We start from the raw sequence: 20,784 nt of genomic DNA, 5'->3' as shown, positions 1-20,784 counted from the left end.
TCTAAATCTCTAAATTTCCAAATCTCTAAATACTATGAAATATACAGAAGACGATCTAAGAGTAGATCTAGAAAATAAAAAATACGAATTCGGTTGGGAAACCAAAATCGATTATGAAGATTTCCCTACTGGACTGAATGAAGATATCGTTCGTGCAATTTCTGAAAAGAAGGAAGAACCAGAATGGATGACGAATTGGCGTTTGGAATCTTTCAGAATTTGGCAAAAAATGAAAGAACCAACATGGGCAAATATCAAATACGAAAAGCCAGATTTTCAGGCGATTCGTTATTATGCTGCTCCAAAAGTGAAACCAGAATTGGCAAGTTTGGATGAGGTGGATCCTGAACTTTTGAAAACTTTCGAAAAGTTAGGTATTAATATCGAAGAACAGAAGCGTTTAACAGGGGTTGCGGTAGATATCGTAATGGATTCTGTTTCTGTGAAAACCACTTTCCAAGAAACCTTGATGGAAAAAGGAATTATTTTCTGTTCCATTTCGGAAGCCATCAAAAATCACCCAGATTTAGTTAAAAAATACTTGGGAACAGTGGTTCCGAGAGGTGATAATTTTTATGCAGCTTTAAATTCGGCGGTATTTTCTGATGGATCGTTCTGCTATATTCCAAAAGGCGTGAGATGTCCAATGGAACTTTCTACTTATTTCCGTATCAATCAGGCAGGAACTGGTCAGTTCGAAAGAACACTGTTAATTGCTGATGAAGGTTCTTACGTTTCGTATTTGGAAGGTTGCACGGCGCCTTCAAGAGATGAAAATCAGCTTCATGCAGCCGTTGTAGAGCTTATCGCAATGGATGATGCTGAAATTAAATATTCTACGGTTCAAAACTGGTATCCAGGAAATGAAGAAGGAAAAGGAGGTGTTTTCAATTTTGTAACCAAAAGAGGAATGTGCGAGAAAAACGCAAAAATCTCTTGGACACAAGTAGAAACTGGTTCTGCAGTAACCTGGAAATATCCTTCATGTATTTTGAAAGGTGACAATTCTGTAGGCGAATTTTATTCGATTGCGGTGACCAATAATCACCAATACGCCGATACAGGAACGAAAATGATTCACATCGGAAAAAATACCAAATCGACGATTATTTCGAAAGGTATTTCTGCTGGAAAATCTAACAATTCTTATCGGGGATTGGTAAAAGTGATGCCTTCTGCAAAAGGAGCGAGAAATTTCTCTCAGTGTGACTCTTTGTTGATGGGTAATGAATGTGGAGCGCATACTTTCCCCTATATTGAAATAAAAGATCCTTCAGCACAATTGGAACACGAAGCAACGACTTCAAAAATTGGTGAAGATCAAATTTTCTATTGTAACCAAAGAGGAATTGATACCGAAAGAGCCATTGCATTAATCGTAAACGGATTCTCAAAAGAAGTTTTAAACAAACTGCCAATGGAATTCGCCATCGAAGCTCAGAAATTATTAGAAATTTCACTTGAGGGATCGGTAGGATAATTAGTTAATTTGAAAATGTGATAATTAGATAATGAAAGAGAATGTTATATTAAAAATGACTTTTGATTTTTCATTAAATGTTATCAAATATTGCGAATTACTACATGGACAAAAGAAATTTGTGATTTCCAATCAACTTCTCAGATCTGGAACTTCGATTGGAGCGAATGCCCGAGAAGCTCAGAACTCTGAAAGTTATAACGATTTTATACATAAATTTAAAATCGCTGCGAAAGAAATAGAAGAAACTAATTATTGGCTTTTGCTTTGTCAACATTCTGAAAGTTATCCCAATTGTGAGGATTTAATTCAGAATTAAAAGAAATAGAAAATATTATAAATAAAATAATTATAACATCTAAAATGAGATAGAATAATGAGATAATCAGGTAATTAAATAGCGAGATATTTTTTTAAAATCTCAAATCAATAATTACCACATTCTCAAATTACCACATTATCACATTCTCAAATTACCACATTAGAATTATGTTAAAAATAAATAATCTCCACGCCCAAATTGAAGATGGCGCAGAAATTTTAAAAGGAATTAATTTAGAAATAAAACCAGGTGAAGTTCACGCTATTATGGGTCCGAACGGCGCTGGTAAATCTACACTTTCGTCTGTAATTGCAGGGAAAGAAGATTATGAAGTGACCGATGGTGAAATCCTTTTCGAAGGTGAAAACATCAACGAAGATGCTCCCGAAGAAAGAGCTCACAAAGGAATTTTCTTGTCTTTCCAATATCCAGTGGAAATTCCGGGAGTTTCGGTGACCAATTTCATCAAAGCAGCTTTGAATGAAACTCGTAAAGCAAATGGTTTAGAAGAAATGCCTGCAAAAGAAATGTTGGCTTTAATTCGTGAAAAATCTGAGCTTTTGGAAATTAAAAAAGATTTCCTTTCTCGTTCATTAAACGAAGGTTTTTCGGGTGGTGAAAAGAAAAGAAACGAGATTTTCCAAATGATGATGCTGAATCCCAAATTAGCTATTTTGGACGAAACCGATTCAGGTTTGGATATCGACGCCTTAAGAATTGTTGCTGATGGCGTGAATAAATTCAGAAACGAAGGCAATGCAGTTCTTTTGATTACGCACTACCAAAGACTTTTGAATTATATTCAACCAGATTTTGTACACGTTTTAGCGGACGGGAAAATCATTAAAACAGGCGACAAATCTTTGGCTCTAGAATTAGAAGATAAAGGCTACGATTGGCTACTGAAATAATTCGAGATTCGATATTTGAAATTTGAAATTGTGGGAACGATAAATAATTTTGAAGATTTGGAAATTTGGCAAAATGCTAGAAAATTTTGCGAGTCTATTCATCAAAATTGTTTGCTCAATGATAGATTTCAAAGGTATGATAAAACACAAATTGACAGAGCTTCTTCGTCGATAATGGATAATATCGCTGAAGGTTTCGAAAGAGAAGGCAATCGTGAATTTGTTAATTTTTTAGCAATATCCAAAGGGTCTGCGGGAGAAGTTCGATCGCAACTTATAAGAGCATTTGATAGAAAATATTTAGACGAAGAAACTTATTTAAAACTAAAAAATGAGAGTTTAGAGATTTCAAAAAAACTTTCGGGATTTATTAACTATCTGAAAAATTCAACTCATAAAGGAAATAAATTCAATAGTAATAATGGTGAATGAACTAAGGTTTAACATCATGAATTTCAAATCTCAAACCTCAAATTTCAAATATGATATTAGAACAAATTACAAATAATCATTCGGATTTTTTAGGAACTCTAAGTCATCGTTTTTTGGATGACAACAGAATTCAGGCTTTGAAAAAGTTTGAGAAAATTGGCTTCCCAACGAAAAAAGACGAAGAATATAAATACACCAACCTTAAGGAAATTACCGAAAAAAACTACAATTTTTTCGCGACCAAAGAGCATCACATCACCAAAGAACAGATTGATGAATTGCATTTGGGGGAAGAAAATTTCGATTACATCGTTTTTGTAAATGGCGAATTGCACAAGGAGCTGTCTAAAATTTCCATCGGAAATGTAGAGATGCTTTCTTTCAATTATGCTTTGAATGACGAAAAACATAAGAGCGTTTTCGAAAAATATTTCAATACCATCGCTTTAGAAAACAATCCTTTTGTGGATTTGAATGAAGCGTATTGCAAATTCGGATTCTTCCTTCATGTTCCCAAAAATACAGTGATTGAAAGACCAATTCATGTGTTTTATCTTTCTCAAAATCAGCAAGAAAACACGTTTTACAATACGCGAAATTTATTAATTGTTGAAGAAGGTTCAAAAGTAGAAATCATTGAAAGTCACCATAATTTTGATGAAAGTTTTGTGTTCACGAATTCAGTAACTGAGATTTTTGCATATTCAAATGCAAAAGCGGATTGGCATAAACTTCAAAACGATAGCGATACATCGTATTTAATTGATAGCACTTACGCAAAACAAGAAAGAGACAGTTTAGCGACGGTAAATACGTTTTCTTTTGGTGGGAAATTGGTTCGTAATAACTTAGATTTCATTCATAATGGAGAAAATATCAACTCTTTTATGAACGGAATTACGGTGATTGATCACGAACAATTGGTGGATCATCATACCGCAGTTCATCACAAAACGCCGCATTGTGAGTCTTACCAAAACTATAAAGGAATTTTTGGTGGAAAATCTCATGGTGTTTTCAACGGAAAAGTTTTTGTTGATAAAATTGCTCAAAAAACCAATGCTTATCAGCAAAATAACAATGTTTTGTTGAACGAAGGTGCAACAATTGATACCAAACCACAGCTGGAAATTTTTGCAGATGATGTAAAATGTTCTCACGGTTGCACAGTTGGACAATTGGATAGTGAAGCTTTATTTTATCTTCGTGCACGTGGAATTTCCGAGAAAGAAGCTAGAGCTTTATTGTTATATGCTTTTGCTCATGATGCCATGCAAAATATCGACATAGAGCCATTGAAACAAAAGGTTTCCTCGCTTTTAGCAGAGAAATTGGGAGTGGATTTAGTTGTTGAATAACATAAAAATTTAAAAGGGCATTTTCGCCCTTTTTTTATTAAATAAATTGAAGAAGCTTTTACCTCGAATATTACTATTGCTTTTTATTGCTGCCCAAGTGTATTTTGTGGTGGCTATTATTAAGGAAAAACCATTGAAATCGTGGTTTGTCATTGCTTTTTCATTAGTCGTTTTGGGAATGTTTTTATCGTACAGAAAAAGGCATCGCCTTCACATTTCTCAGAAAAATGATTTTCATTTTGTTATTTTTATTTGGTTTTTAATAGGAAGTTGTACGACTTATTTTCTACAATCTCAATTAGGCTTCAATACCGTTTTGTCGGCAGGTTTGGTGGGTTTTGTGGGAAGTTTCACGAGAAATCTCAATAAGAAATTCGAATCTGCTTCGCATTGGCCAATTGTCATTTATTGTGGCGCTTTCATTGGGATGACGCAACTTCCGTATGGATATGTTTTTATTTTTTTAGCCACTTTTTTAACGGGAATTTTTTACTCTTTTTCGCAACATTATTTTCACGGAATTGGCGGAAAATTGGGAACATTAGCTTTTATGGGCGTTTTTTATGCTTATTTAATTTATAAACTTATTTTGCCATGATGTTGCTTGTTTTCAGTATTATTTTGGCAATTTCTGCCACTTGGCTAACTTATTTTCTGAATAAGAATTTGAAATTAGGTCCCGTTCGAGCATCAGGTTTAATTGCAACCATTACGGGCGGAATTTACCAACTCAATACTTGGTTTTGGCATTTTGATTTTCCGAAAGATATTCCTTTTATCGTGATTGGTTCCACTTTCATCGGGATGATTTCGTCAAGAAAGCATTATAAAAATTTCAATCTTTTTATTGCGCCTATTTTATTTGTATTAATTTACAATAACATTTCCAAAGAGTTTAAAGGCTTTGGTGGCGCTTTGGGAACTGCAGCCTGCATTTCTTTGGTGGTTACAATCTATCTACGAACGCTAAGTCCAGTTAAAAGAGTGATTAAACCTTTTCGAAAAGTTAAAGTGATGACGTTACGGAGAGAGAGAATTTTTAAAACTTACAAAAAATCCAAATTGTAAACGAAGTTTTTTATTTTAGTGAAAATTTTGAGATGACCCACGATCAACTGATGTTTAATATTAATGCTTATAAATCGAATAATCAAATTCTCGATTTGGCTAATTTTCTGGTGTATGAATTTGGCTTAGATCATCCTAATTTAGAAGGTTTTGGTTTTCGAGATGAGTTGGAGAAAAATTCAATTTTACTAACGGCAAACGGCGATATTGGTGAGCGTCAAATGGTGATGATACCTCGTAATTTATTTGATTTTGATTTTAATTTGGTGATTAATATGCTAGCGCATGAGATGTTGCATGTTCGACAAAAATCACCAGAAGTAAAACTCGAGGACAAAAACGAACGCGAATGGCAAGCTTATAACGAAATGTTATTTCATACGGACTTCCCAAATGTCCCCGATGTTAGCGACTATCACAAAAAATTCTTTGGCGAAAAAGCTTTAGAATATTATAAAAGAATGGGCGATGGATCTGTACTTCAACTAAAATATGCTGAAGAAAAAGAACGTCTTTTAGATTTTTTAAAAGTCTTAGATAATACCGAAAAAATAATAGGGCCTAAGTAGCTTAGAAAAATCTTACTCAAAATTTTGTAGTTCTACCAACTTGCGATAGACGCCATTTTTCTCCATAAGATTATGGTGATTGCCTTGCTCCACAATTTCTCCTTTTTCCATAACGACGATGTGATCTGCTTTTTGTATGGTTGATAATCGGTGTGCAATAACCAATGAAGTTCTGTTTTCCATCATTTTTTCTAAAGCATCTTGTACAAAACGCTCAGACTCGGTATCCAAAGCAGAAGTTGCCTCATCGAGAATCATAATTGGTGGGTTTTTAAGAACCGCACGCGCGATAGACACACGTTGTTTTTGGCCACCTGATAGTTTGTTGCCATCATCGCCAATATTGGTTTCGTAGCCATTTGGGAGGCTTTCTATGAAGTTATGGGCGTTGGCAATTTTTGCTGCATCGATAATTTCTTCTCGCGTTGCGTTTTCTTTGCCCATCGCGATATTGTTGTAAATACTATCGTTAAACAAAACCGACTCTTGTGTGACCATGCCGAGAATGGAGCGGTATTGTTTGAGATTTAGGTTTTTAATATTAACACCATCAATATTAATACTGCCTTCAGAAACGTCATAGAATCGCGTTAACAAGTTAGCAATAGTTGTTTTTCCGCTTCCACTTTGTCCGACCAAAGCGACGGTTTGTCCTTTCTTAATTTCTAGGTTGAAATTCTTTAAAATTAAATGTTCTTGGTTGTAGTAAAAGCCAACATTTTCAAAAGAGATTTTATGTTTAAGTTCAGAAATAGGAACTGGATTTGGGATTTCATCAACCTTAACATCGGCATCCAAAATATCCATAACGCGCACCAGAGAAGCTTCTGCTTTTTGTACATTCGATATAGATGAAGAAAGACTTTTGATAGGCGCTAAAATTTGGAAGAATATTCCCAAGAAAACTAAGAAATCTTCTGGGCTGATGCTTTTGTTAACAATAATTTCTTTTCCCCCATACCAAGTGATAATAAGAAAAGTTACGGCGCCTAAAAATTCACTCATTGGTGACGCTAGTTCTTTTTTGCGTCCGAGTTTTACAGAGTAGTTGATCCAATTGGTCATCGAGTTGGAGAAACGGGAACTCAGCAGCTTGTCAGCATTGAAAATTTTAATGATTTTTGAAGATTTTAATGTTTCATCAACGATAGAAAAGATATTCCCTAATTCGTTTTGTGCGTCATGAGAATGTCTTTTAAGACTTTTACCAAGAAAAGATATCAAAGTTCCCATGATAGGAAGGACAATGAGACTAAATAAAGTTAATTGCGGACTTAGATAAAACAATGTTACCAAAGTGCTAATTAGCATAAATGGTGAGTTGATGAGATCTACCAAACTTCCAAGAATGTTGTTTTCAACTTCGCCAACATCATTGGACATTCTCGACATCATGTCGCCTTTTCTTTGTTCTGTAAAAAAGGAAACTGGTAAAGCCAAGACTTTATTATACATCGCACTTCGCAAATCTTTGGTAACGCCAACTCTGTAGTAGATTAATGTAAAAGCGCCTAGATAACGGAAAATGTTTCTTAGCAAAAACATAAATGCTGTGATAATACACAGCCAAAATAATACTTGGAGCGCACCTTTTTCTATAACTTGAGATTGAATAAAGTAATAAGAATAATCTTTAAGATAACCAAAATAATGCGTAATATGGCCGTCGTATATTGGCTTGTCTAAGACCTTATCCATTTTGATTGTTCCGAAAAGCATACCCAAAACTGGAAGGATTGTTCCTAGTGATGCAATCTGGAATAATGAATATAGAATGTTAAAAAATAAACTCGCGTAGATGTATTTTTGATGAGGAGCGGCAAATTTTAGAATTCGTCGATATAAATTCATTAATATTATATTAAGCTACAAATGTAATGTATTTCACCAATAACAAAAAAACAGCTCCTTAAAAAAAAGGAACTGTTTCAAACTCAAAAAAATCGTTGTTACGTCTATCGAAGTCTGTCTACAGATTTTACGAGCTTCTCATCGCGACGAATGTATAAATTGCTCATGAGCAAAAATACAATAGCCATGATTGGAAAAATAGGCTCAATACCCTTCTCAGGAAAGTTAATTCCTCCGGATAAACTTAGTAACCAATACCCTAATAAACCGATCAACAAAGCGTTTATAATCATACTGACGTTATTCAGCAGTATTTGTCTTTTTCTATTTTTAAAGCTAAAAATGCTTAGAAGTCCTAGAAGGACTAGTGCGATACATATTAACATCATTACAGGGATGCCTTCAATAAGAATAACATCTTGAGATGTTATAAATAAAAAGACTGCTGATAACACAGCAAAGAACATTGTTACAGACTGTATTCTTTGGATCATACTTTTAGTATCTACTTTATCTTTAAAAGATTAAGCAAATTTAAAATAATTTTTGCGTATTTCAAAAATTAATGTAGATTTGCATAGTAATCATTCAGAAAATCATAAACCACCTGGTTTAACTGTCTTACTTACAAAGTTTTAAAATACAATTTTTTACAACATTTATGTTTAACATTGATACGCTGAAGTCAAAGTCGCTCGACGAATTGACTCATATTTCTAAAGAGTTAGGCGTTAAAATCGGTAGAAAACCAGAACACGAACAAGTGGTTTTTGCGATTTTAGATTATCAGTCGACCCATCCCAACGAAATAAAATCTTATCTAGAAGCCAACAACCAACCAATGAAGGAAGTGGAAAATAAAGAAATACAACCAGAACAAAAACCAGCAGCAAAAAAGCCTGGTAGAAAGCCCAAAGCAAAACCAGATGTACAAGCTTCTGAAGAGCTTTCAAAAGAAGAGGTGAAGATAGAATTAGCCCCAGAAGCTTCCAAAGAAGAGGTTGTTGCCGAAACAAAGCCAAAAGCAGAAGCAAATGCAAACCTGCAAGATAAAAAACCTCGCAAAAGAATGGCAAAATCTACAGAGAGCCAATCTGAAGAGCTAGTAAAAGAAGAGAGTAGTATAGAAGCTACTCCAACGGATAAGCCTACTGAAGAGGTTGCTCCAAAACAACAACATACTCCAAAACCGCAAAATCAACACAAAAATTCCCAAGGTCAACAACACCAGAATCGCGGTAGCCAACAACAAAATAATAACAACAATCAAAATAAAGAACAAAATACTCAGCAGGAAGAAGTGTCTGCGAAGAAAGAGTTCAATTTTGATGGTTTGGTAACAATAGAGGGGGTTTTAGAAATACTCCCAGACAATTACGGATTCCTACGTTCATCGGATTTTAGTTATATTTCTTCACCAGATGATGTTTACGTTTCGACCAATCAAATTCGTAATTATGGTTTGAAAACGGGAGATTCTGTAAAAGGTATTGTAAGGCTTCCAAAAGAAGGTGAAAAATATTTCTCACTTCAAAAACCGACAGAAGTGAATGGTCGCGATTTAGAATTTATTAAAGATCGTGTTGCATTCGAATATCTCACACCACTTTTCCCACAAGAGAAGTTTAATTTGGCTGGACGAAATTCAACCATTTCAACAAGAATTGTGGATCTTTTTGCGCCTATCGGTAAAGGACAACGTGCTATGATTGTGGCACAACCCAAAACGGGTAAAACGATTTTGTTAAAAGATATCGCCAATGCCATCTCTGCCAATCATCCAGAAGCTTACATGATAGTACTTTTGATTGACGAGCGTCCGGAAGAAGTTACTGACATGCAACGTAGCGTGAATGCAGAAGTTATTGCATCCACATTTGACGAAGCAGCGGAAAAACATGTTAAAGTTGCCAATTTGGTCTTGTCAAAAGCACAACGTATGGTAGAATGTGGTCATGACGTCGTTATTTTGTTAGATTCCATTACGCGTTTGGCGAGAGCTTATAATACCGTAACGCCCGCTTCGGGAAAAATTCTTTCTGGTGGTGTTGATGCCAATGCGCTTCATAAGCCAAAACGTTTCTTCGGAGCGGCCAGAAAAATTGAAGGAGGCGGTTCTTTAACTATTATAGCAACAGCCTTGATCGATACAGGTTCCAAAATGGACGAAGTGATTTTCGAAGAATTTAAAGGAACAGGTAATATGGAATTGCAATTGGATAGAAAAATTGCAAACAAACGTATTTATCCAGCAGTAGATTTAGTTGCATCTAGTACGCGTCGTGATGATCTTCTTCAAGATGAGGTCACACAACAAAGAATGTGGATTATGAGAAAGTATTTGTCAGATATGAATCCTATGGAAGCCATGGAGTTCGTTATGAAGAATATTAAAAACACAAGAAATAATGAAGAATTCTTGATGTCCATGAATAAATAATTTGAGTATTAAAAGCAGAACCGAAAAAGTTCTGCTTTTTTTATGAAAAGTAATTTTGTTTCTCAAATTTTATTAATTTTAAACCGTATTAAAAATTACAAAAATGCAAAACATTCCTAGTGTTGACTTGCGTGATTTCCTATCGGATGATCCGGTACGTAAACAAAAATTTGTAAATGAAATCGGAAAAGCCTACGAAGACATCGGCTTTGTAGCACTCAAAGGTCACTTTCTTGCTGACCAATTGGTTGAAGATCTTTACGGCGAAGTTCGTAGCTTTTTCAATCTTCCTTTAGAAACAAAATCAAAGTACGAAATTCCCGGTATCGGTGGACAACGTGGTTATGTTTCGTTTGGTAAAGAATCTGCAAAAGGACGTACAACGGGCGACCTAAAAGAGTTTTGGCACTTCGGGCAATATGTTGAAGATGATCCGAAATTAAAATCTGAATACCCAGAAAATGTTATTGTTGAAGAACTTCCAAAGTTCAACGACGTTGGTAAAGAAGCTTACCAAATGTTGGAAAAAACAGGCGTATATGTGCTTCGCGCATTAGCGATTTATCTTGGTTTGGATGAGTTCTATTTTGACAAGTACGCGAAAAACGGAAACTCTATTCTTCGACCAATCCATTATCCGCCAATTACCGAAGAGCCAAAAGATGCTGTAAGAGCAGCGGCACACGGCGATATTAATTTGATTACATTGTTGATGGGGGCACAAGGCAAAGGGCTGCAAGTCCAAAACCATAATGGTGAATGGATTGACGCGATTGCAGAAGATGACGAATTGGTAATTAACGTAGGCGATATGTTGTCCAGACATTCTAACAACAAACTGAAATCGACGATTCATCAAGTGGTAAATCCACCGAGAGAATTGTGGGGAACATCACGTTTTTCTATTCCATTTTTTATGCATCCCATTAGCGAAATGCCTCTTAATGTATTAGAGAACACAATTGATGAAGATCATCCAAAAGCTTACGAAGACATTACAGCAGGAGAATTTTTAACAGAAAGATTGATAGAATTGGGCTTGATAAAAAAATAAAATTTGTACAAATTCTCATTTGATTAAAAGAAAGTCAGCAAATTTTGCTGACTTTTATTTTGTTTAATTATTTAGTTAAGCTTTGGATTAAGCTTTTTCACCATTAACAAAAACTTCGTAAGTCACTTCAACATTTGGTTCCAAAGTTTTAGAAACAGAACAATATTTTTCAAAAGACAATTCGGCGGCTTTTTGTGCTTTTTTAGGATCTATATCGCCTTCGAGCTTGAAGATCACTTTGATGTGTTTAAAAGGTTTAGCATCTTCAACCTGTATACGATCGCCTTCCACTTCCGCTTTGAAATCGGTTATCGTTTGACGTTGTTTTTTTAGAATAGAAACCACATCGATTCCACTACAACCAGCAACCGCCATCAAGATGGTCTCCATTGGAGAAACGCCTGTTGCGCCTTCTTTTGAAGTGTTGTCAAGCAAAATTGAATGTCCATTTTGATTCGTGCATTCGAATAAATAATCGTCGTTAATTCTATTAAGTTGTATTTTCATTTTAAATTTATTTTACCAAGTAAAATTACAAAATTCCTCGTGCTTTTATTTCCAAATATTTATTGATAACATCAATGTTGAGATTTTCAGGAAGTGTATAAACCGAAAAAATTCCATACTTTTTAAGTTCTTGGATAATCAATTTTTTTTCATACTCGAATTTTTCAGCGATGATTTCATCATAAATTTCTTGTATGCTTTCAGGATTCGTTTTTAACAAGCTATGAATTTCTGAGTTTTTAAAGAAAACCACGACCAACAAATGCTGTTTGGCGATTCCTCGTAGATATTTTATTTGACGATTTAGCGCGTCTAAAGTCTCGAAATTTGTAAATAACAAAATTAGACTTCGTTGATTAAGACTAAATTTTACGTCTTGATATAATCGATTAAAATCGCTCTCGAAAAAATTAGTTTGAATGTTGTATAGAGCTTCTGATATCTTACGAAGTTGTCCCGATTTGTTATCTGGCGCCACACGATTTTCCATTTTTTTAGAAAATGACATCATTCCTGCGCGATCCCCCTTTTTAAGAATAATATGAGAAAGCGCCATCGTTGCATTAATCGAGTAATCTAAAAGACTCAATCCATTGAACGGCATTTTCATCGTGCGACCTTTGTCGATAAGCATGACAATGCGTTGCGATTTTTCATCTTGATATTGATTAATCATAAGACGATTGGTCTTGGATGTGGCTTTCCAATTGATGCTTCGGATGTCGTCGCCTTGTACATATTCTCGGATTTGTTCAAACTCCATCGTATGTCCCAATTTTCGAATTTTTTTAATTCCACCTAGAAGAAATTCGTTTTGAAGTGCCATCAATTCATACTTTCTTAGATGTATAAAAGATGGATAACTTGGCAAAGTTGCTCCGTTTTGAAATTGAAAACGCTTTGACACAAATCCTATAACTGAACTCACAAAAACATTGAGGTTTCCGAAATTATATTCACCGCGTTCTTTCGGCTCAAGCTTGTATTGTAATGACAAATCGCCTTTAGCCTGAAGTTTTTTAGAAATAAAAAAATCTCTTTTTTGAAACTGAAATGGAATTTCGTCAATAATTTTAATATTCGTTTTGAATGGGAAATTGCTTTTAATATTGAGTTTTACAGGATTTTGATCGCCATTCGATAATTTTTCGGGAAGGATTCTGTTGGCTTTTATTCCATCTTTAACTTTGAATAAAATGAGATAATCCGAAAAAATTAAAACTAAAATTGCAATTAAAATAAGATGCGCTAACCACATCAAAATCGGGAAGAAAAAAGCTAACACATAGACAACGCCCGCTAGGATTAGCGCGAAAAAAAATCGGTTGTTAAGATGTAGATTTTTCATGGATCTATCGAGGGATTTCTATCGTATCGAGAATTTGTTTGATAATTTCGTCAGCAGTAAGGCCTTCCATTTCGCGTTCTGGCGCAACAATAACTCGGTGACGCAAAACTGCAAAAGCGGCTTCTTTAATATCGTCAGGCGTAACAAAATCGCGTCCTCGGATGGCAGCAAAAGCTTTACCCGCCATTAATAACGCCAAACTCGCTCTTGGTGAAGCGCCAAGATATAAGAATTGGTTTTCTCTTGTGTTAACAATAATTTTAGCAATATATTCTAGAAGATTTTCTTCAACCACGACGGATTTTACTAAAGTTTGGTAACTTTTCAGTTGTGCGCCAGAAACCACAGGATTTACAACTTCGGTTTTGTCATCAACTTTACTATAATGTTGGTTTTTAATAATTTCGAGCTCTTGAGCAAGTTCTGGATAGCCAACTTCAATTTTGAATAAAAAACGATCGAGTTGCGCTTCTGGAAGACGATAAGTGCCTTCATGTTCTATTGGGTTTTGAGTGGCGATTACCAGAAAAGGCTCTTCCATAGGATAGGTTACGCCGTCCATTGTTATCTGGCGTTCTTCCATAACTTCGAAAAGTGCCGATTGTGTCTTAGCTGGTGAACGGTTGATCTCATCAATCAAAACAAAATTTGAGAAGATGGGTCCTTTTTTAAAATTAAAATCCGAGTCTTTGACATTGAAAACTGAAGTCCCCAAAATGTCGGAAGGCATCAAATCGGGCGTAAATTGTATTCTGCTGAAATCGACATCGATGGTTTTGGCGAGAAGTTTCGACGTAATTGTCTTGGCAACGCCTGGCACACCTTCTATCAAAACATGACCGTTGGACAATAGTGCCGCCAAAAGATGTTCAATCATTTTGTCTTGCCCCACGATAACTTTAGAAATTTCTCGTTTTATATTGTGCAAACTATTGCTAAGCTCTGACATGTCGATTCTGGATTGGAAGTCGTTGCTTTGTTGCTCTTGGTTTTCCATAATTTTTAATTTTCAAAATCTATTTGATGATGTTGTTGAGTAGGCTATTCATTTTTATAAAATCTTCTTTCATAACGCTAGAATAAGGATCTTGTGCTTTCTTGATTAAAGATACCGCTTCTTGAATATGTTCTACAGGAACACCTGTTTTTAATTGTAATTTTTTGATGAAATCCTCATCCAATTTGTGCGTATCGATGAGTAAGTCCAGTCTAACTTTATTTAAAAAATATTGTGCTTTTTTCGCCATCATATCATGGAAATCGCCTTCTTGGAGATATAGGTTTCCGATGCTTTTTACGAAATCCAAAGAGGTGTTTTTCAGAGGTTCAATAATTGGAACGATGCGTTGCTTGCGTTTTGCATTGAAAAACATAAATAAAGCAAGACCAATTATTGCGAGATAAAGTGCATAACGCAAGGCCGGATTCGCCAGTATAAAACGCATGTTAGATTGCGAATTGCCCACCGATTGGCTTTCGGTAAACCAAATTGTTTTTTGTTGAGGTAAGAACGAAAATAACTTAGCGGGATAATTGGATCTGCTTTTTAGCAAATAATAATTGGAAATGGCTATGGGTTCCGAATAAAAGTAGAAATGACCTTTTCCAAAATTGATTTTTATAAAGTTGGCATTTTTGTAATAATTGTTCTGAAAATCTGTGGTCTTGTTATAGCCGAGAATTTCGTGTTTGGGATCAATCCTTGTAAAACCTTTTCTGTCAGGAAGTCTGTTGATGTACAAGGTGTCTTTGGCTAGAATTTTATCCGTAAATTCTAAGGTGTAAGTATCATCAGAATTAATATTCCAAAGTCTAATTTTGAGACTGTCTTCGATGTTATTTGGTAAGCTTCGTCCAATAAAAATTGCGTTGGATCCAGCTTTTACTTGGTCAAAAATTTGGTTCCAAGATTCTTGGTCCAAGCTTTTTTCGATGACTAAAATATTGTGATTTCCATTTTCTTTTTTCGAAGTATAATAATCGTAAGGCGATTGGTCAATACGTTTTAATTGATTGCCAAAAAGTTGATCCGCTTCTGCATTGAAAACAAATAGTCCGAAAGGCGTTTTGGAATTAGGATCGAAGTTTTTTCGCCAATCCAACAAAGGTTTTTTATTGATTTGGAAAACTCCCATTATCACCAAAATAACGAGAAAAACACCAAGATATATTTTGAAATTTTTGCTCATTATTTAAAGTTATTAAAATGGGTTTTGAAACTGTTATATCGATTGTGATCCAGATTGATTTCGCCGTACCAAACATTTTCAAAAATATAAGTCAATCGATCGAACTGTGTTTTTTGGTCTTGATTTTTCAACTCGCGGCTGTAATCTCGGTTGGTTTTTTCGATGTTCCAATCGATACGTTTTTGATCAGAAAGTTTTTTCAACAAATACAAAAATTGATAGCGTATCGCCGATCGGTAATTCTGTTGCAACTCAAACTCGGAAATGCTTTTTTCAAAATTAATTTCATGGATGTTTTCATGAAGATCTTCGGTGGCGATTTTCAGTTTTTCATTCTTTTTGCTGAAGAAGAAATTGCCTTCTTTCAAAAAGAATTTGGTGATGATAAAATACAGTAAAAATCCAACGAGTAAAATCACAAAAATTCGGATAACAAGGCTGGTGTATTTACCTGTTTTATTGGTGTCAAATTCTCCAAAAAGCGTTTGAAGGATTTTGGAAAGCCATCTTTCGAATTTTGCAAAAATCGATTCACGCGGTTTTGTCAAACGATAATCAAAATCTTCATCACGGTATTTTTTCTGGTAGTTTGGGCTAAATTTTCGCGGTGTAATTTGGTTTTCGGTTTGATAATTTGTTTTAAGGATAGAATCGGTTTCTACTAATTTTTCGTTGGATTCCATCACCAATTTTTCCGCAACAACAGGCGATTGTTCTTGAGCGAAAATCGGTGTGACAACTAAAAATATAAATATAGAAAACAGATTACGCATCAACTTGTCCAATTGTATCAATTTCGTTAATATCCAATTCGCGATGAAGGTCTTTTCGGCTATCATAATACATAAATCCTGCGTTAACAGCCATAAGATTGTAGACAATGGAGCTTATTAAAACCGAAATGCCATAAGAGACAAAAAATACAATACCCATAACGCCCGAAAAAATAGTACTCGGATCGTTGATTTGGTCATAGTTTGGATTAAGACTCATATTGCCGATTATCATAAAATACGGAATCATCGAAAAGGCCATACTGATGATATAAATGATAATCCCAAGAACTAAAGTTGATCCCCAATATTTCCAAAACCTAGTCCGTGAACTATCGAACATATTTCCAAAAACGCTTCTTGCCGAATAGCTCAAAGCTGCGAAGTAGCCTTTGTCGGTGCTCATATAATCGTATAACGTCAAATATAAAACATTATAAAAAGCAGGCATCATTAAAATGAATAAGAAGAATCCAATGAGAATCATCATCAAAAAAGATGATATCGCTATAAAAATCATCATCACAGGCATTACAATAATTACCGTAAGCAAACAGAACATGAAAAACTTCCCCACATTTTTTCGCATATCCGTCAGGAGATTGTCTGTTGATATTTTGGTTTGATTTTCACCAAGTCGTTTCATATAGAAAATTGGAAAAGTATAAACAACGACAGCGATTATGAATAATAAAATAAAAGCGATGCTGCCCACCAAAACCAAAATTGGCCAGTTGTTGCTAAAATAACTTTCGAACAGATAGCTTTCGCCACCAGCATTAGCAACGAAAATCTGCATAAAAAATTCACGATAAAAAAAGATCGACAACAAGGTCATGATGAGCAATAAAGCTCCGTTGATAATGAAGTAGCTTTTAAAATAATCTTTACCATAAATTCGGAAAAAATTAAAAGTATCGCTTACCAAATTACCAAAGTTTCGCTCCTGGAAAATTTGCATCGTTTATGTGTTTTTTATAAATTATTCTTGGATAAATTCCGTAATAGAATCCTATTGTAGATAGACTAATAATTATGATTAATAAGTTGATCCAGGTGGGCATTACCTGTGCGTGCCTTGTAACATAACCTTCGATGATTCCTGCGACAATTGTAAAAGGTAGTGTGCTTAGGAAAAGTTTCATACTCGTTTTAAAACCAAACTTGAAAGACTCAAATCTCGAATAGGTTTTTGGAAACAGAATAGAAGCGCCTAAAATAAGTCCTGCAACAGCTTCGATAATCATAGCTATAATCTCAAAAGTACCGTGGAGCCATATACCTTTTGCACTTTCTAATAAAACACTTTGGTCTTTAAAAAAATACTGAAAAGCGCCTAGCATAATACTATTTTGAAATAAAGCATAAATAGTTCCGACACCACCGAATATTCCGTAAACATACAATCTGGCACCGACATAGATGTTGTTCAGAATAATAACAAGCGAGGTTCCCCAAGTTGAGCCTTGTCCATAGATCGCGGTGGGATCGCCTTTTTTGATGTTTTCTAAAGTTTGGTTAATGTAATCATCGCCCAAAATAAGTCGAGCAAATTCTTTATCATAAATTGACGACAATACGCCAATGCCCGTGAATATTAAGAAAAAACAAATCGAATATAACAAATATCTTCTGTATTGATAGGCAATAAGAGGAACTTCTGTTAAAAAAAAGGATTTAATTTTATTGTCTTCGACACGTTTGGTTTTATAGATTTTTTGAAATATTTGAGAGGACAAAAAATTAAGATAAACCGTCGTCTTACTTTTAGGGTAATAAGTTTGTGCAAAAGAGAGGTCGTTAACAATGCTAATATATAAAGATGACAAATCATCAGGATTTTTTTTGACTTTTCCCTGAATGACTTGGTCGATTTCCAACCATTTTTCTTTATTTTGCTTAATGAAAGCGATTTCTCTCATGATTTTGCTAATGTAACAAAAAAATGAATCAAATAGGTATCAATACATCTCAAAATGTCAACATCGATTTCAAAATTGCAAGCGTTGGAGAACGGTTTTTTGCTTTTGTAATTGATGTGTTTATAAAGCTAGCGTATGCTTTTGCAGCAGCTTGGATTCTTTTTGATGTTTTGCGTATTGGTAGTTTTATGAGCGGGTGGGATAATTTGTCCTATGGTGCTTTTATGGCAATTATGTATTTGCCAGCGATTGTTTATACTTTTGTTCTGGAAAGTTTTTTCGAAGGCCAAACACCTGGTAAGAAATTAATGAAAATTCGTGTGGTCAAAATAGATGGTTACGAAGCAAGCTTTGGAGATTATCTCATGCGTTGGTTTATGCGACTTATTGATGTTTATTCTAATTTTGGCGTGGTTGGTTTGATAAGTATGGTGACTTCAAAATACAATCAACGTTTGGGCGATGTAGTTGCAGGATGCGCGGTTATTTCTTTAAAAAGTGATGTTAATATGTCGCATACCATTTTGGAGGAGTTAAAGGAGGATTATATTCCGGTATTTCCTCAAGTTATTTTATTGAATGACAATGATATCCGAATTATTAAAGAAAATTATCAACGTGCTATAAAAGCTAAAGATACAATGCTTGTTAAAAAATTAGCAGATAAAATAAAACAAACTATCAAGCTGGATGCGGATAATCTTACCTATACCGATTTGCAATTCATTAATATTGTAATTAAAGATTATAATTTCTACACTGGGAAAATATCTTAAAATTTATGTCTAATTAATTTTCAGAGTTTTTCGAAAAAGTGAATGATGAAGAATTCTTCCATAAGAAAGAGACTATCATTTTTGGTAGTCTCTTTTTTGGTCTTAATGGTTATTGGTTTTATATAATTAGTGTTTTTGTTGGAACAAATGTAGAATATATTTATTATAAAGTCAATCAGGAAAATGCCTTAAAAATTAAGGGGAAATTTCCCCTTTTGTATGTTTGGACGAGGAATTACTTTTGTTGGATTGTTTTATGGGAAACATTCATATTTCTTAAAATAAGGCTTAAAATAGTTGTTGTAGATTGTGTAAAATCAATTTCTTAAATTTTAGACATGCTTTGGATTAATTTGCAGCTGGATAATTGGCTTACTGGCATTTTGTTTTTTTTGATTTTGCTTATCATGGTATTGGTTTTTTTTAAAAGAAGAAAAGCCAAATTGCGTATTAAACAATTGGAAAGAAAAATTAAATTTCAATCCGCTTTACAAAATTCTTTGCTGGAGATAAAAGAAGAAAGAACTTTGGCCTTTACCAGAGAATTGTATGACAATGTCGGGCAAATTCTTTCCGCTGCGCTTATGCAACTTAATATGCAAATTAGTTGTCAAGACAACGAAACCGAAAAAGAAAATAGTCTTGCCGTAAAAAAATTAATAGAAAAGTCTTTGGAAGAAATACGCTATATTTCCAAAGCCAGTCTTTCTGAAGTGCAAAACGAAGTAGTTTTCACAGATTTATTAGAAAAGGACTTGCAAAGAATAGAATTTCTAAAAAACATAAAATGCGATTTTAAGCTAATTGGAAGTGCCCCGAACAATATTTCCATAGCGCATCAGGTTATTATATACAGAATGCTTCAAGAGATTATTAACAATATTTTAAAACATTCACAAAGTGTAAAAATTGAACTTGAAATTAAAAATAACCTTCAAAACTGCTTTATAAGCGTGCGAGATTACGGTAAAGGTTTTGTTGTAAAAGGTAAAGAAATGTCTGGAGCTGGTCTTAAAACCATCAAAACCAGAGCAAAGCTTATTAATGCTAAATATGCGATTGATTCGAAATTAGGAGAAGGAACTTTGATGACAATCGATTATCCATATTTATAAGTAGATTATTTTATGAAAGAAAAGCTGAAGATAGTAATTGTTGATGATCACCAATTGTTTGCACAATCCTTAAGTTATTTAATAGGGACTTTTGGAAATTATGCCGTAGTTGGACATTTTGTAAATGGGAAAGATTTTATCAATGCTTTGGATAATGATATGGAAAAACCAGATTTGGTATTGCTGGATGTCAATATGCCGATAATGAACGGTGTGGAAACGATGAAGTATCTTAATGTTAACTATTCTGATGTTAAAGTTTTGGCATTGTCCGTTAATAATGAGGAAGAAACAGTTTTGAAAATGTTGACCAATGGTGCCAAAGGCTACATATTAAAAGATACAAGTCCGAATCTTTTTAAACAAGCACTAGATGAGGTCTATGAAAAAGGCTTCTATTACTCTGAAATGGTCTCCAATTTTTTGATTCATTCTCTTAATAAAAGCAACGAAACGATTGTTCTAAAAGACAAAGAACTCGAATTTATTAAATTAGCTTGTACAGAAAAAACCTACAAAGAAATTGCTGATGAAATGTGCCTAAGTCCCAAAACTATTGATGGGTATAGAGAAAATATCTTTCAAAAGCTAGATGTTAAAACAAGAATAGGACTGGTTATATATGCGATTAAGCATAAATTGATAGAAGTAAACTAAATTTTAATTGTT

22 protein-coding genes are annotated in these 20,784 nt (G+C 34.3%); 13 read left to right on the top strand and 9 right to left on the bottom strand.

Annotated elements, in window-relative coordinates:
• Window positions 1-34 precede the first annotated feature (34 nt).
• The 8 genes from sufB (at window position 35) to ACVFVN_RS08180 (ending at window position 6,140) form a co-directional block, all read left to right on the top strand.
• Entirely contained in the window at window positions 35-1,480 is a 1,446-nt protein-coding gene (gene sufB, locus ACVFVN_RS08215; protein WP_456234894.1) for a Fe-S cluster assembly protein SufB, read from the top strand.
• A gap of 55 nt (window positions 1,481-1,535) precedes the next feature.
• The gene (locus ACVFVN_RS08210; protein ID WP_456234893.1) at window positions 1,536-1,799 is read left to right on the top strand and encodes a four helix bundle protein; all 264 of its coding nucleotides are present in this window, start codon (window positions 1,536-1,538) and stop codon (window positions 1,797-1,799) included.
• 170 nt (window positions 1,800-1,969) lie between these two features.
• Window positions 1,970-2,713: a Fe-S cluster assembly ATPase SufC gene (gene sufC / locus ACVFVN_RS08205; protein WP_456234892.1), complete on the top strand. Its 744-nt coding sequence runs from the start codon at window positions 1,970-1,972 to the stop codon at window positions 2,711-2,713.
• A 30-nt stretch (window positions 2,714-2,743) separates the two neighbouring features.
• Window positions 2,744-3,145 (top strand): four helix bundle protein, encoded by a 402-nt coding sequence (locus ACVFVN_RS08200; protein WP_456234966.1) that lies wholly within the window; start codon window positions 2,744-2,746, stop codon window positions 3,143-3,145.
• A gap of 50 nt (window positions 3,146-3,195) precedes the next feature.
• Window positions 3,196-4,503, top strand: coding sequence for a Fe-S cluster assembly protein SufD (sufD, locus tag ACVFVN_RS08195; protein WP_456234891.1), 1,308 nt, complete (start codon window positions 3,196-3,198; stop codon window positions 4,501-4,503).
• Between the two features lie 46 nt (window positions 4,504-4,549).
• A complete protein-coding gene (locus ACVFVN_RS08190; RefSeq protein WP_456234890.1) occupies window positions 4,550-5,101 on the top strand; it encodes a hypothetical protein in 552 nt (183 codons plus the stop codon).
• Window positions 5,098-5,571 (top strand): hypothetical protein, encoded by a 474-nt coding sequence (locus ACVFVN_RS08185; RefSeq protein ID WP_456234889.1) that lies wholly within the window; start codon window positions 5,098-5,100, stop codon window positions 5,569-5,571. Before ACVFVN_RS08190 ends, ACVFVN_RS08185 begins: the two co-directional genes overlap by 4 nt.
• 32 nt (window positions 5,572-5,603) lie before the next feature.
• On the top strand, window positions 5,604-6,140 hold the full coding sequence (locus tag ACVFVN_RS08180; RefSeq protein WP_456234888.1) for a hypothetical protein: 537 nt from the start codon (window positions 5,604-5,606) through the stop codon (window positions 6,138-6,140).
• A gap of 12 nt (window positions 6,141-6,152) precedes the next feature.
• On the opposite strand, the gene ACVFVN_RS08175 is transcribed toward ACVFVN_RS08180, so the two are convergent.
• Together ACVFVN_RS08175 and ACVFVN_RS08170 are read right to left on the bottom strand one after the other, a co-directional pair.
• Window positions 6,153-7,991, bottom strand: coding sequence for an ABC transporter ATP-binding protein (locus tag ACVFVN_RS08175; protein ID WP_456234887.1), 1,839 nt, complete (start codon window positions 7,989-7,991; stop codon window positions 6,153-6,155).
• A 104-nt stretch (window positions 7,992-8,095) separates the two neighbouring features.
• On the bottom strand, window positions 8,096-8,485 hold the full coding sequence (locus ACVFVN_RS08170) for a DUF4293 family protein (RefSeq protein WP_456234886.1): 390 nt from the start codon (window positions 8,483-8,485) through the stop codon (window positions 8,096-8,098).
• Window positions 8,486-8,652: 167 nt separating this feature from the next.
• On the opposite strand from ACVFVN_RS08170, the gene rho reads away from it, so the two are divergent.
• A complete protein-coding gene (gene rho, locus ACVFVN_RS08165; RefSeq protein WP_456234885.1) occupies window positions 8,653-10,431 on the top strand; it encodes a transcription termination factor Rho in 1,779 nt (592 codons plus the stop codon).
• 103 nt (window positions 10,432-10,534) lie between these two features.
• Window positions 10,535-11,485 carry an isopenicillin N synthase family dioxygenase gene (locus tag ACVFVN_RS08160; RefSeq protein WP_456234884.1) on the top strand — a complete coding sequence of 317 codons (951 nt, stop codon included), beginning with the start codon at window positions 10,535-10,537 and terminating at the stop codon, window positions 11,483-11,485.
• A gap of 87 nt (window positions 11,486-11,572) precedes the next feature.
• On the opposite strand, the gene ACVFVN_RS08155 is transcribed toward ACVFVN_RS08160, so the two are convergent.
• Genes ACVFVN_RS08155 through ACVFVN_RS08125 form a run of 7 tightly spaced genes read right to left on the bottom strand, consistent with a single transcriptional unit; the run spans window position 11,573 to window position 18,224 of the window.
• Window positions 11,573-11,992, bottom strand: a complete 420-nt coding sequence (locus ACVFVN_RS08155) for an OsmC family protein (protein ID WP_456234883.1) — start codon at window positions 11,990-11,992, stop codon at window positions 11,573-11,575.
• Between the two features lie 25 nt (window positions 11,993-12,017).
• Window positions 12,018-13,340: a DUF58 domain-containing protein gene (locus ACVFVN_RS08150; RefSeq protein ID WP_456234882.1), complete on the bottom strand. Its 1,323-nt coding sequence runs from the start codon at window positions 13,338-13,340 to the stop codon at window positions 12,018-12,020.
• 4 nt (window positions 13,341-13,344) lie between these two features.
• Window positions 13,345-14,337, bottom strand: coding sequence for an AAA family ATPase (locus ACVFVN_RS08145; RefSeq protein WP_456234881.1), 993 nt, complete (start codon window positions 14,335-14,337; stop codon window positions 13,345-13,347).
• A gap of 19 nt (window positions 14,338-14,356) precedes the next feature.
• On the bottom strand, window positions 14,357-15,529 hold the full coding sequence (locus ACVFVN_RS08140) for a hypothetical protein (protein WP_456234880.1): 1,173 nt from the start codon (window positions 15,527-15,529) through the stop codon (window positions 14,357-14,359).
• Window positions 15,529-16,302: a DUF4129 domain-containing protein gene (locus ACVFVN_RS08135; RefSeq protein WP_456234879.1), complete on the bottom strand. Its 774-nt coding sequence runs from the start codon at window positions 16,300-16,302 to the stop codon at window positions 15,529-15,531. The genes ACVFVN_RS08140 and ACVFVN_RS08135 overlap by 1 nt, the downstream gene beginning before the upstream one ends.
• Window positions 16,295-17,263: a DUF4013 domain-containing protein gene (locus ACVFVN_RS08130; protein ID WP_456234878.1), complete on the bottom strand. Its 969-nt coding sequence runs from the start codon at window positions 17,261-17,263 to the stop codon at window positions 16,295-16,297. The genes ACVFVN_RS08135 and ACVFVN_RS08130 overlap by 8 nt, the downstream gene beginning before the upstream one ends.
• On the bottom strand, window positions 17,232-18,224 hold the full coding sequence (locus ACVFVN_RS08125; RefSeq protein ID WP_456234877.1) for a stage II sporulation protein M: 993 nt from the start codon (window positions 18,222-18,224) through the stop codon (window positions 17,232-17,234). Before ACVFVN_RS08125 ends, ACVFVN_RS08130 begins: the two co-directional genes overlap by 32 nt.
• A 23-nt stretch (window positions 18,225-18,247) precedes the next feature.
• On the opposite strand from ACVFVN_RS08125, the gene ACVFVN_RS08120 reads away from it, so the two are divergent.
• From ACVFVN_RS08120 to ACVFVN_RS08110, 3 genes are all read left to right on the top strand, one after another.
• Window positions 18,248-19,000: an RDD family protein gene (locus ACVFVN_RS08120; protein ID WP_456234876.1), complete on the top strand. Its 753-nt coding sequence runs from the start codon at window positions 18,248-18,250 to the stop codon at window positions 18,998-19,000.
• 338 nt (window positions 19,001-19,338) lie between these two features.
• Window positions 19,339-20,115 carry a sensor histidine kinase gene (locus ACVFVN_RS08115; RefSeq protein ID WP_456234875.1) on the top strand — a complete coding sequence of 259 codons (777 nt, stop codon included), beginning with the start codon at window positions 19,339-19,341 and terminating at the stop codon, window positions 20,113-20,115.
• 12 nt (window positions 20,116-20,127) lie between these two features.
• On the top strand, window positions 20,128-20,772 hold the full coding sequence (locus tag ACVFVN_RS08110; protein WP_456234874.1) for a response regulator: 645 nt from the start codon (window positions 20,128-20,130) through the stop codon (window positions 20,770-20,772).
• Window positions 20,773-20,784: the final 12 nt, after the last annotated feature.

Source organism: Soonwooa purpurea (genome assembly GCF_053891095.1).
The sequence above is the reverse complement of the archived record's forward strand: the minus strand, read 5'-3'. Positions and strand labels throughout refer to the sequence as shown.